The organism is Undibacterium hunanense (assembly GCF_014284335.1).
Classification (GTDB): domain Bacteria; phylum Pseudomonadota; class Gammaproteobacteria; order Burkholderiales; family Burkholderiaceae_D; genus Undibacterium; species Undibacterium hunanense.
The window spans coordinates 449,819-461,935 of sequence record NZ_JACOGF010000002.1; the positions used below are offsets into that span (position 1 = coordinate 449,819).

General features: G+C 48.4%; 15 protein-coding genes. 3 read left to right on the plus strand and 12 right to left on the minus strand.

Annotated features, from left to right (window positions below; translation table 11 throughout):
• Positions 1–71 precede the first annotated feature (71 nt).
• The gene (locus H8L32_RS05145; protein ID WP_186946084.1) at positions 72–1,592 is read left to right on the plus strand and encodes a sigma-54-dependent transcriptional regulator; all 1,521 of its coding nucleotides are present in this window, start codon (positions 72–74) and stop codon (positions 1,590–1,592) included.
• A 6-nt stretch (positions 1,593–1,598) separates the two neighbouring features.
• On the opposite strand, the gene H8L32_RS05150 is transcribed toward H8L32_RS05145, so the two are convergent.
• The 6 genes from H8L32_RS05150 to H8L32_RS05175 all read right to left on the minus strand — a co-directional run bounded on the left by H8L32_RS05150 (position 1,599) and on the right by H8L32_RS05175 (position 2,964).
• Positions 1,599–1,742 (minus strand): hypothetical protein, encoded by a 144-nt coding sequence (locus H8L32_RS05150; RefSeq protein WP_186946085.1) that lies wholly within the window; start codon positions 1,740–1,742, stop codon positions 1,599–1,601.
• 80 nt (positions 1,743–1,822) lie between these two features.
• Complete coding sequence (locus H8L32_RS05155; protein ID WP_186946086.1) at positions 1,823–1,990, minus strand: hypothetical protein; 168 nt, start codon at positions 1,988–1,990, stop codon at positions 1,823–1,825.
• A gap of 80 nt (positions 1,991–2,070) precedes the next feature.
• Entirely contained in the window at positions 2,071–2,232 is a 162-nt protein-coding gene (locus H8L32_RS05160; RefSeq protein WP_186946087.1) for a hypothetical protein, read from the minus strand.
• 68 nt (positions 2,233–2,300) lie between these two features.
• Positions 2,301–2,462 (minus strand): hypothetical protein, encoded by a 162-nt coding sequence (locus H8L32_RS05165; RefSeq protein ID WP_186946088.1) that lies wholly within the window; start codon positions 2,460–2,462, stop codon positions 2,301–2,303.
• A 70-nt stretch (positions 2,463–2,532) separates the two neighbouring features.
• On the minus strand, positions 2,533–2,706 hold the full coding sequence (locus H8L32_RS05170) for a hypothetical protein (RefSeq protein WP_186946089.1): 174 nt from the start codon (positions 2,704–2,706) through the stop codon (positions 2,533–2,535).
• A gap of 81 nt (positions 2,707–2,787) precedes the next feature.
• Positions 2,788–2,964: a hypothetical protein gene (locus H8L32_RS05175; RefSeq protein WP_186946090.1), complete on the minus strand. Its 177-nt coding sequence runs from the start codon at positions 2,962–2,964 to the stop codon at positions 2,788–2,790.
• Positions 2,965–3,206: 242 nt separating this feature from the next.
• Between H8L32_RS05175 and H8L32_RS05180 the strand changes: the two genes are divergently transcribed.
• Positions 3,207–4,478: an HlyD family secretion protein gene (locus tag H8L32_RS05180; RefSeq protein ID WP_186946091.1), complete on the plus strand. Its 1,272-nt coding sequence runs from the start codon at positions 3,207–3,209 to the stop codon at positions 4,476–4,478.
• 121 nt (positions 4,479–4,599) lie between these two features.
• Positions 4,600–6,699 (plus strand): peptidase domain-containing ABC transporter, encoded by a 2,100-nt coding sequence (locus H8L32_RS05185; RefSeq protein ID WP_186946092.1) that lies wholly within the window; start codon positions 4,600–4,602, stop codon positions 6,697–6,699.
• A 168-nt stretch (positions 6,700–6,867) separates the two neighbouring features.
• Here H8L32_RS05185 and H8L32_RS05190 read toward each other — a convergent pair whose 3' ends face one another.
• The 6 genes from H8L32_RS05190 to H8L32_RS05215 form a co-directional block, all read right to left on the minus strand.
• A complete protein-coding gene (locus tag H8L32_RS05190) occupies positions 6,868–7,029 on the minus strand; it encodes a hypothetical protein (RefSeq protein ID WP_186946093.1) in 162 nt (53 codons plus the stop codon).
• 61 nt (positions 7,030–7,090) lie between these two features.
• Positions 7,091–7,243 carry a hypothetical protein gene (locus H8L32_RS05195; RefSeq protein ID WP_186946094.1) on the minus strand — a complete coding sequence of 51 codons (153 nt, stop codon included), beginning with the start codon at positions 7,241–7,243 and terminating at the stop codon, positions 7,091–7,093.
• A 119-nt stretch (positions 7,244–7,362) separates the two neighbouring features.
• Positions 7,363–7,824 (minus strand): hypothetical protein, encoded by a 462-nt coding sequence (locus H8L32_RS05200; RefSeq protein ID WP_186946095.1) that lies wholly within the window; start codon positions 7,822–7,824, stop codon positions 7,363–7,365.
• A gap of 127 nt (positions 7,825–7,951) precedes the next feature.
• Positions 7,952–10,123: a serine/threonine-protein kinase gene (locus H8L32_RS05205; RefSeq protein ID WP_186946096.1), complete on the minus strand. Its 2,172-nt coding sequence runs from the start codon at positions 10,121–10,123 to the stop codon at positions 7,952–7,954.
• A 309-nt stretch (positions 10,124–10,432) separates the two neighbouring features.
• Positions 10,433–11,020: an IMPACT family protein gene (locus tag H8L32_RS05210; protein ID WP_186946097.1), complete on the minus strand. Its 588-nt coding sequence runs from the start codon at positions 11,018–11,020 to the stop codon at positions 10,433–10,435.
• A gap of 432 nt (positions 11,021–11,452) precedes the next feature.
• Positions 11,453–11,863: a flagellar basal body-associated FliL family protein gene (locus tag H8L32_RS05215; RefSeq protein WP_186946098.1), complete on the minus strand. Its 411-nt coding sequence runs from the start codon at positions 11,861–11,863 to the stop codon at positions 11,453–11,455.
• Between the last annotated feature and the right edge of the window lie 254 nt (positions 11,864–12,117).

Here is a 12,117-nt window from a genome sequence, read left to right on the forward strand (position 1 = left end):
TATTTGTGATTGCAGGTTGACATGTCAAGCACACAAATTTACATTGAGGCTTTACATATGCTGTACACATGATGACCGATACCGATTACACGCTGACCTCGCCCCTCTCCAGGCTGTCTGACAATGCGTCAGCCTTGCTGGGCCTGACGGTTGTCTGGCATCCAGACAGCCAGCGCATAGGCGAACAGTTTATTGCCAGCAACCCTGATGGCCTGGTCGAAGTCAGCCGTTTCCTGCCCCTGTTCCGTCATCCGGCCAAAGAAGGCCTGGCCCTGGGCTATGGTGGCATTTCGCGTGACCCCGTACGCATTACGCGTGACGGCAATGACGGCATCGTCATCACACCGCCCGCCAGCCGCATGGTGGTGGAAGTCAATGGCACAGAAATCACCGCCCCGGTAGCGTTAAGCCGTGAACAGATCGAAGCGGGCGTCATCCTTGGTCTGGGGCGGGCCATCCTGATCTGCCTGCACTGGATGCGCTGCCTGCCCAAACACAATCCTGCCCACGGCTTTGTCGGCGTCGGCAGTGCTGCTATCGTCGCCCGCGACCAGATACGCCAGGTGGCCGGTACAGAGTTGCCCGTGCTGTTATTGGGTGAAACCGGCACCGGCAAAGAAATCGCCGCCCGCGCCATCCATGCCTACAGCAAGCGCGCCAATGCACAACTGGTCAGTGTCAACATGGCCGCATTGAACGAAGCTCTGGCCGCTGCCGATTTGTTTGGTGCTGTCAAAGGTGCCTACACCGGCGCACAAAATGCCCGCAAAGGCCTGTTTGCCGAGGCAGAAGGGGCAACACTCTTCCTCGATGAAATCGGCAATACCCCGGCCAGCATCCAGCCCATGCTGTTGCGCGTGCTGGAAAGCGGCGATTACCGGCCACTGGGTGCACAGAACGACCAAAAGTCCAGCGCCCGCCTGATCGCCGCGACCGACCAGGACCTGTACAGCGAAGGCTTCAACCAGGCCCTGCTGCGCCGCCTGGAAAGCTTCATCATCCACCTGCCACCCTTGCGTGCCAGGCGTGAAGATATAGGCGTGCTGCTGCTGCATCTGCTCAGCACCAGCAAAATGCCGAATGACCTGGGTACCAATCTGCCGGTGGCACTGGTCAGCGAATTTGCCAACTACGACTGGCCAGGCAATATCCGCCAGTTGTCGCACGTCTTGCGCCGCGCCTTGCTGGCCCTGCAGCTGGGCGAGGTGCCACAATTGGCCAGCCTGGTCAAAACCACCCACAAGCCTGCATCAGCAGGCGCAGAGCAAGCCACCATCACCGCCGACAGCAAAATCCCGCTGCCCGTCGTCCCGCGCAAGAAATTGACCGAACTCGGCGAAGACGATGTCTTGCGCGCCATGGAAAACAATGACTGGTATATACAGGGTGCCGCGCAAGAGCTGGGTATCTCACGCCCGTCGATGTACAAGCTGCTCGACAGCCACAGCCAGATACGCCGCGCCGAACAGATACCCATGGAAGAAATTCGCCAGACACTGGAAACCAGCGCTGGCGATATTGAAGCATGCGCCGCGTTATTGAAAACGCCTAGTGAGGCGTTGCGGCGGTATTTGAAGGTGGTGGGGGGGTAGGGGATATCAGCCGCCAGATTCAACATCTACTTCAGGACCACCCGCTACGCTCAAAATTTCGTTGTCGGTCAGAATACGCATTTCGTGTTCTTGGCCAGATTGATGTTGTTTGATTTCGACTTCGGATGTGTTTAATTCAGTGGTTTTCATGGATTTCCTTAACAATATGGATAAATGCAAAAAATTTCATGGATTTTGGTATGGCGTTTATTGCTTTAGCTCTGAGTTTATTAACCAGTGCCAGATTCAACATCTACTTCAGGTCCACCTGCCACGCTCAACACTTCGCTTTCAGTCAGCATACGTATCTCCATCTGCTGATCTGATGGATGCTGATTGATATCTGTATTGGACTTGTTCAATGTTGAATGGCTGTATTCGTTCCCGGCATTTTTCATATAGGTTCTTTCACTTAATCGTATATCGTTATGCGCTGTTGGGCTTGATTGCTCAAGCCCATGTTCCGGGCACTTGATAACTAGCCGCCGGTACCCGATTCAACGTCTACTTCAGGTCCGCCAGCAACAACCAAAACTTCACAGTCGGTCAGAACACGCATTTCCAGTTCTTGAGCGGATTGATGCAGCGCGTTTTCAACATCAGATTTGTTCATAGACGTAGTGATCTCTGTATTTCTCATGAATTTTCCTTTTGACATGAGTCGTTAATTGATAAGGACTGAACTTGAGCCAGGGCTAACGACGATTGTTAGCCACCACCCTGTGACTCTACATCCACTTCAGGTCCGCCAGCCACACCCAGCACTTCACTATCAGTCAGCACACGCATTTCCAGTTTTTGACCGGATTGATGCTGTGCGCTGTCAACATCGAATTTATTCAAGGATGTAGTGATTTCTGCATTTTTCATGGATTTTCCTTTGGGTATGAACCGCTAATTGATTACGACTGAGCGTGGATTGTGACTAATGAACCACCTCTTAACCGCCACCACCTTGTGACTCAACATCAACCTCAGGCCCACCACCCACGTTCAATATTTCACTATCAGTCAGCATACGCATTTCGATTTCCTGATCTGAGGGGCGCTGATTGATACCGGTATCAGATTTGTTCAATGTTGAATGACTGCATGTATTTCCAGTATTTTTCATATTGGCACTTTCAATAAATCGCATATCAATATAATTTATTTGGCTTGATTTTTCATGCCGATGTTATTAACGCTTGATAGTTTAGCCGCCACTACCAGATTCAACGTCTACTTCAGGTCCGCCAGCCACACCAAGCACTTCATGATCTGACAGAACGCGCATCGTGCTTACGGCGCTTGCGTCTTGAATATGGGTTTGGGATATAAGGGTTGATTCCTTGATTTGCGAAATCGATGTTTCGCCAGAGATATGATGCATTCTTCCTCCAGTATGTTGAGAGAATTCATCTTTCAGGGTTGCAATTCATGTGTCAGGAACACGATGGTTTGCCCGAATAAAGATATAGTCAAAGAATGTGAATTGCAAGTGCATTCATACATTTTTTATTTGATGATCTTTGCGGTATATTGTCAGTCTTACTTTGTTGACAGATTAAGGCGGGCAAAAATTATATGCCTGGCTTTGATGATTCTTCTTCGCGATTTTATGAAACCCAAGGCATGAGCAAACTGTTCCGCAAAGAAGCGCTCGACCATCAGTCGCAGCGGTATCATGGTGCGATACTGTTGACCCGTACCTGGTCGTATCCAGTGCTCAGTCTGTTTTTGTTCAGCCTGATTGTGCTGATCGTTATCTTTTCGCTGTTTTTTGGTTTTACCCGCAAAGAAACTGTCAGTGGCATGGTGGTGCCGGATCAAGGCTTGTACAGATTGGCGACGCCGCAGTCTGGTATCGTATCCATCATCCATGTCAAAGAAGGACAAGAAGTGCAGGCGGGTGATGCCCTGTTCACACTTTCGGGCGAGCGCAATAACGGTCACACTGACACGCAGGCATCGATCAAGCAAAGCCTGCAAGCGCGCATTGCGCAATTCAATCAAGAGCTTGATCAATTACAGCAACAAACAAAAAACAAACGCATGGACATGGATGGTCGCTATGCAAAGCTGCAAGCCAGTTTGCTGCATGTCGATAACGAACTGGTGTTACAACGCCGGCGTGTGCAATTGGTGCGTGATATATCAAACCGTATGGCCGACCTGGGTAAGTCGGGTAATGTGTCCAAAGTGGCGCTCAATGAAAAAGCAGCGGATGTGATAGAGCAAGAATCACGTCTGGCCAGTATAGAGCTGGAACAACTGGCCCTGCAACGTGAGGTCGCCACGCTGTCCGCCAGTCGGCTTGATCTGCCTTTACAGGCGGAGCGTGATGCATCACAACTCAAGCGCAATATCGAAGAGCTACAACAGCAAGTTACAGAAAGCGAAGCACGGCGGCAGCTGGTGATACGGGCAGACCAGCCTGGCCGTGTTGCCGGTATTGTTGTTAATCGTGGCCAGTCTGTGTTTGCTGACCAGCGCCTGGCAAACCTCATGCCTGCTGGCAGCAAGCTGGAAGTGGAATTGTATGCGCCCACCCGCGCTGCTGGCTTTGTCCGCCCCGGTACTGAAGTCATGCTGCGTTACGATGCTTTTCCTTACCAAAAATTTGGACAGTTTCGTGGTGTGGTCAAAGAAGTATCTATTGCCACCATTGCTTTGGATGATGTGCAGATAGGTATCAACAATTCAGTCCGGCAGGTGGCATCATCAGGCGGAGGTGAGCCTGTATATCGCTTGCGTGTGCAGCTTGACAGTACACAGGTACAAGCCTTTGGTCGTGATTATCAGCTCAAGCCAGGCATGCAACTGGCAGCAACATTAGTGCTGGAACATCGCACCCTGGCGCAATGGGTGCTTGAGCCTTTGTACGGCATGGCGAGCCAGTTATGAAATTTGGGCTTACACAAAAGTGTCGTGGATGCCTTACAGCATTTGCTTACGTTCTTCAAACGAACGTAGCCTTCAGACTGTCTTGCATCAATTTGCGACAGACCATGGAAGAAAGTGTTGAATGGATAGACTAGGACTACGTCGCCAACTCCCCGTATTTTTACAGACAGAAGCCACAGAGTGCGGTTTGTGCAGTGTGGCCATGGTAGCGAATTACCATGGTTATCTGACCGACCTGGCGACACTGCGCTTGCGATTCTCAATTTCCCGTAAAGGCGCAACCCTGCAAAGCCTGATCAGGATAGCCCGTGGCCTGAAGCTGGAAAGCCGTCCCTTAAAACTGGAATTGAACCATCTGTCGCAATTGCAATTACCTTGCATCCTGCATTGGGACATGGACCATTTTGTGGTGTTGAAATCCGTGTCGGCAAAAGAAGTGGTGATCCACGACCCCGCCATAGGCTTGCGCCGCTTTAGTTTGGATGAATTTTCCAAACATTTTACTGGCGTGGCGCTGGAACTAAGTCCGGCCAGCGACTTTGCACCGGCCACCAACAAACTGCAATTTACGCTGCGCAGCCTGATGGGGCGTATTACTGGTTTAAAGCGCGGCTTAAGCCAGATATTTTTACTGGCAATTGCGCTGGAATTTGTCTCGATAGCCTTGCCCTTTTATTTACAGTGGGTGGTTGATCATGCACTGGTGTCCATAGATCGCGATTTATTAAGCACCCTGGCACTGGGTTTTGGTTTGCTGGTGTTGATACAGTCTGCAATTAGTGCCGTGCGCAGTTGGTTTGTAGTGGCGCTCAGTACCCGGCTCAATTTCCAGTGGATGGGCAATGTCTTTGCCCATCTGGTTAAGCTACCGTTGGAGTTTTTTGAAAAAAGACATATCGGTAATATTCTTTCCCGTTTCGGTTCTATCACCACCATACAAAAAACACTGACGACAGGCTTTGTACAGGCGCTGGTGGATGGTGTCATGGTCATAGGCACTTTTAGCATGATGCTGTTTTACAGCCGCAGCTTGGCCTTGGTGGCTACGGCTGCCGTGTTGCTGTATGCCCTGATGCGCTGGAGTGTCTATAACGCTTTGCGAACAGCAACGGCGGAGCAGATTATTCACGCTGCCAAGCAGACTACGCATTTTCTGGAAACCGCTGGTGGTATACAAAGCGTGCGTCTGTTTGGCAAAGGCGAACAGCGACGTGCAGGCTGGTTGAATATTCTGGCAGAACAATTTAATGCAGATTTACGCATACAGCGTATTCGTGTCAGTTACGAAACGGCTCAAACCCTGTTGTTCGGTCTGGAAAGGGTAATCATTGTGTGGTTAGCTGCCCGTGCCGTGATGGACAATACTTTTACGGTAGGTATGTTGCTGGCTTTTATTGCTTACCGTGACCAGTTTTCTACCCGCCTGGCAGCCTTGATAGACAAAGTCATCGAATTCATGATGTTGAGCCTGCATGGTGAAAGAGTAGCTGATATCGTCATGGCAGAAACCGAACTGACCACGCAAGACCATGATCATGAACTGGATTTAAGCAAGGTCAAGCCCAGCATACAAATGCGCGATGTGTCTTTTCGCTATTCACCTACCGAACCGAATGTGATTGAAAATATCAATCTCAGCATAGCGGCGGGTGAATGCATTGCCATTACTGGCGTATCGGGGTGTGGCAAGACTACTCTGGTAAAGGTTATGCTGGGTTTGCTCACTCCCACGCAAGGCGAGGTCTTGCTGGATGGTGTACCCATCAAGCGCCTGGGTTTAAGCAATTACCGCGACATGATAGGCACCGTCATGCAGGAAGACCGTATGTTTTCGGGTTCTATTGCCGACAACATCTGCTTTTTTGACCCGCTGCCAGATTGGGATCGTATACACCACTGCGCCCAATTGGCAGCAGTGCATGATGAAATTACCGCCATGCCCATGGGTTATTACACCATCACCGGCGACAGTGGTATAGGCATCAGTGGCGGGCAAAAACAAAGGATATTACTGGCCCGCGCCCTTTACCGCCAGCCACGCATACTGGTATTGGATGAAGCTACCAGTCAACTGGATGTGGCAAACGAACGCAGTGTGAACGCGACCGTGACTGACCTGGGCTTGACCCGCATTATCGTCGCTCACAGGCCGGAGACGATAGCGATGGCGGATAGGGTGGTGGTGATTAAGACAGGGCGGTTAACAGATGAGCTTCTATAGAACCGTTCGGGTGAGCAAAGTAAATGAAAGAAGACATTCAACGAATTTGAAAGTAAAACATAGCCAAATTTGATTTGGCTATGTTTTTTTGCATCGTGTTCCGAAGTTTATGAATTACAAGAAAAAGATACTCATTTAGGAAATGACGTCTCTTTCTTCATATAAATTTCAACCACCGTTACCTGATTCAACATCTACTTCTGGTCCACCTGCAACGGCAAGAATTTCTTCGTTTGTCAAAACACGCATAGCTTGCTGGCTTTGCATATCGGAGTCATTATTTAAGGTGGCTGATAATGAAATCATTTTTGATATGGCTTGGTTTTGCATATAGTTCTCCTTGAAATAAATATCGTAAAAAACTGAATTTTTGCTGACACCCCGCTAATACTTAGCCGCCATTGCCCGTTTCAATATCCACTTCTGGGCCTCCAGCAACAGCGAGAATTTCTTCGTTCGTCAAGGTGTGCATATCTTGTTCATTATGCGCTTCGGAGTCATTATTTAATGATACCGTTATGTTTGATGCAATCAAATCTTTCATCTTATTTCCTTGAATGAGAAATTCCTTATATATGAATATTAAGGAATGCAGTGAACGGTTTCAACACTTTTCAACGCACAAAGATATGTACTGCATATCGGATGCTTGCGCAAAAAAAATCAACCTCCACCAATCTCAACATCAACTTCTGGGTCTGGCAGATAGAAAAATTCTGAACTTACTATGTTGCCAGAAGAGTCTTTGAAATCAGCTGAAAATGAGATCGTAAACCCCCAAAAACCAATACTGTCATCAGTCATGGTCATAGTTACGCCGTCAACTGGGCATGCTGTTACTGATGTACCAACTACGTTAGGTTGACCGTTGGGCTGCTCACCTTTACAAATTGCGATAAAAGCGCTGGCAGTAACTGTTACGGTATCTTGGGGATTGGTAGGCGTACCCGAAAAAGCGAAAGTTATAGTATCGCCAACGCAGAGGTAGCGGTGAGTTGTAGTGGTATTTATAGGGAGCGGGGGAGAGAATTTACCTGTCGCTGAAATAGTAGCCCGGCTTTGTGGGTTCCCCTGATTAAAGTAGGTCGTGAAGGTGTAATTTACTGGTGGGACTGGATCACTCATATTTAAACTTTCAATTAGTTAAACTAAACAAAAAGCATGTGTTTCCATGCTTGCCGCTTCAATAATCTTACACTACTGATTAAAGAATCCTTTGTATTGAAAATTCATCTGCAAAAACTGTTCCAGCCTATTTTGATTGATCATTAGTTATTTTTGTATAGCGATAATCGCGTCTTAAATTCAGTAAGTCAGGTTCAGATTCCAGTGCTTTCATTGAATAACCGAATTCAATGGCCTTACCTATCTCTTTAAGTGCTTCATCTCTTTGATTCAACAACTCATATGCTAAACCAACTCGAAAATGGACATTGGCATCTTTAGGCCCTAGTTTTAGCGCACGTTGTATGTACTCGTTCGCTTTAACCTTGTCGCCAACTCTGGCAGAATACAAGCCAAAACGTGAAACAAGCGCCACATCATTTGGTAGTGCTTGCAAGCGGGGGGCAAGTAATTCAAGTGCTTTTTCGTAAGCTTTTTGTGCCTCAACTTCTCGTCCTGGAATCCAGCGTAAACTGTCGCCTAGATTGGCCCATCCCAAATATTTGGCAGGATTACCTTTGTTGGGAGCAACTGCAAGCTCAAATGCTTCCGCGGCTCCAATGTAGTCACGTTTCTTGAAAAGTGCTGCCCCCAAACTTGAATACAGTAGAGCACTTGGCCGAATTAATAGTCCTTGTTGGAGAATTTGCATTCCTTCATCATTGCGATTTTGTTTGACTAAAGCATTGTTCAAATTTGCATACGCGATTACAGAGTCAGGTTGGATTTTTATACTCAATCTAAAGTAGTGTTCTGCTTCTGGGAAATTTCCTTGCTCAAAATATGCAACTCCCATTTCTTCGGCGAACAGTCTCTCATGAGGAAATTTTTCTAACCCTAGTAATGCATATTTGGTGGCATCTTGATAATGCTTCATAAATATTAATACTTTGATTTTTCCATAAAATGCGAAAATATTATCTGGGTCAAAAGTTAGCGCTTTTTCGTAGCTTGCTAATGCGGAATCATTTTTCCCAGACTGTACTAATACTCTTGCTAAAGCAATGTGACTCATTGCTAATTTATTGTTGAGCTTCAGAGCTTGTTGCGCACTTGCATCCGCTTTTTGTAACAAGACGTCATCTTGTTTGTCACTGTCATAGCGATAGGTATAAATGATCGACAAGCAAGCGACAGCACCGGCGTTTTCAGGATTGTGCTTCAATATAGTTCTAAAATTTAATTCCGCTACATCAAGACTGCCTGGCCTATCAAACTGCTTTAGAGCCTCCAATCCTTGTCTCATCGTCAATGATTCAGAGTATGGCTTCAACGAAATCTTGTTAATTTCAAGATAAGGCGCAGCCTGCCATGCTCCGTAACCTAGCGCTAAGATGGCAGTCAATAACAAGACTGCAAGCTTGGGTTTGCTGAGCTTTTGCCAGCCTTTGCCTGAGGCAGCAGGCTGGCTATTTACTACTGCCGTCTTAACTGCCATCACACTAAGCAAAGGCCGCAGTTTTTCACTTACCTCCTGCATGCTTCCCAAGCGCTTTTCAACCTGTTTCGCTGTCATCGCCAGCACCAGCTTGATCAGTGCGGGATTGGTATTGGCGGGGAATTCCCAGGTGTCGGAATTGGACTGCATCAGTGCTGCGGCCAGGGCCAGGCCGCTGGCGTTGGCGAAGGGGCGGGTGCCGCTGATGATTTCGTACAGGATCACGCCCAGGGCGTAGATGTCGCTCTGGGCATTGGCGGCGGCGCCCATCATGCGTTCTGGTGCCATGTAGGCGATGGTGCCCTGGGGGTCTACCTGGCTTAATGATGTGGTGGCCTGTACGTCGGCCTGCGATGCCAGGCCAAAGTCAAGGATGCGTACTCTGCCGTCTGGTTCCACCATCAGGTTGGATGGTTTCAGGTCGCCGTGGATGAGACCGGATGCATGTGCTTCCTGCATCGCTTCGGCCACCTGGTTGATGATGTTGATGGCTTGCTGTTCACTGACTTTTTCTTGTTGCAGCAATTGTTTCAGGGTGTGGCCGGGTACCAGTTCCATGACGATGGACTGGCTGTTGTCTTCTTCTTCAATTGCAAATACTTTGACAAATGCAGGGTGTTTCAGGGAGGCGGCAAGGCGTGCTTCTTTGATCAGGCTGGCGGGTTGGGCCATGCCTTCCAATGCTTTCAGCTGTTTGATGGCAACAGGGCGGCACAGCTTGGTATCCCAGGCTTCGTGGACTTGGCCAAAGCCGCCTTCACCAAGGCGTTGTTTAAATTCGTAATGCCTTAAGGTTGTGCTGTCCTGATTGGTATTTTGCATTGGTTTCTTGCATGGTTATTATTTTTTGCCGCATATTGTTCTAAGCAGCTATCCAACTACGCAAGATAGTTGCTAGTCGTAACAAGTTGTAACGGCAATACTGTAGAGAACTTTATTACAAAACTGTGTACTCATGGTGACAAGCAAAGATATTTTATATGTAAATGACATGTCAACAGCCAGGTATTTACATGTAATCGGGCATCAATTGTGAATTGAATAGTTTGCATACAATAATAATATGTATTTTACTAATGCAACATGCTTAAAAGCGTAGAACAATTGCTACGTGGGCTGTGCAGGTCAGTTTCAATCAGGTTTGATGATATTGACTTGCCCTTTTAGCATGCTCACAAGTTCTGTTTCAAACTGATCTGCCCATTTTTGTTTGATGCTGATCGTGATAGTGGCGGATTCGGTATAAACCAATTGCTGTACGGTGGCGGCAAATTTATCGCTCAGGCGGCGTACATGCGATTCATCGGCATAGGCACAGATGATATCCCACTCAACTACATATTCGACTTCTATCAGTTCTGCATTTTTGAAGGCGTCTGATATGGCCTGGCCATAAGCGCGGGTCAGGCCGCCAGCCCCCAGTTTGGTACCGCCCCAGTAGCGCACGACCACGGCCAGGACGTTGGTGACATCCTTGTGCACCAGTACGTTGTACATGGGTTTGGCGGCAGTGCCTGAAGGTTCGCCATCGTCATCGAGGCCAGAATCGCCGGTGCAGACCAATGCCCAGCAGACGTGTACGGCATCTGGATGCTGTGCGCGTATGCTGACCAGTTGCTGGCGTGCTTCGGCACGGCTGTTGAGCGGATAGAGCTGTCCCAGAAAACGGCTTTTCTTGATTTCGATTTCGGCAAAAGCGGGAGCAGCAAGCTGATACATGGATGGTCTGGTGGGGCAAAGTCGCTATTTTGGCGGCTTATTGAAGCTGGGTATACATAAAATGCTTGTGAGGCGTTGCGGCACGGCTGATGAGGTTCCCTTTCTTTCCGGGAATGGCGTAGGGAAGGGATGGGTTTCGCGGGATTACGCTGTAAGCAAATTGCCATGAAAATTCATTCCATCCAGGCTTGCTCATTGCACAGCTTGCAGGCTGTCCGGATTCTGTCGATACAAATGAACCCCGGGATTGAATATGCAGGGTCTATACGCCCTTGCTGCCAGTATCCAGCTACCTGGATACATGGGCAAAGCTGCAGCATGTCACCAGAAGACCGGCAGGGTCATTTGACACACATGACAACTGCCTGGCCCTGAGTGACTCTGAGCTGAGTGACACCACATACGGTAGCAGGCTTATTGGGCCTATTGAGCTTATTGGATCACGAAGTTTTCAAAGAACACGTCGGTCACGCCGTCATGCTCTTTCAGGTCCAGGGTTTTGTTGACGCCGTCCTTGATTTCTTCCATCAACTGATGCTTGCCCTCCAGGCTTTGCAATTGTTCGCTGTCTTTGCTGCTTAGTAGCAGGATCAGGGTGTGCCTGACCTTGGGCATGAGCATTTTGATTTTGTCATTGACTTCGGCATTGGCAATTTGCAGCGCCAGGCTGAGTTGCAGATAACGTTCTGTTGTCGATAGATTGACAACGAATGCCTCCAGTTTGGCTGTAGGCGCGCCGCTGGATGCACTGGCTTCCTTGCCGCCCGAATTGGCAGAGGCCGACCCTGCCATCATGCCAAGTGCAAGACAGAGGGCGAAGATGATTGCGGATTTTTTTCCCATTAGGTGTAATCTTTTATTAGATAAAATTGCCTGGCCTGATAATTTGCTAACAGCCGATGAGCGTTAGCTTAGCGCATCTTGCCGGAACACACTGTTAAAGAAACTTACTCAGCCAGGACTTACGCAGAACTGCCCAAGCTGTGTTGTCCATTATGACGGCCAGATGTGAAAAAGCCGGTTTCAAGTATTCTTGAAACCGGCTTATGCAAAAAACAGGCCCGATTTGAGACATTCAGCCCAGTTTCTTCCTGCTT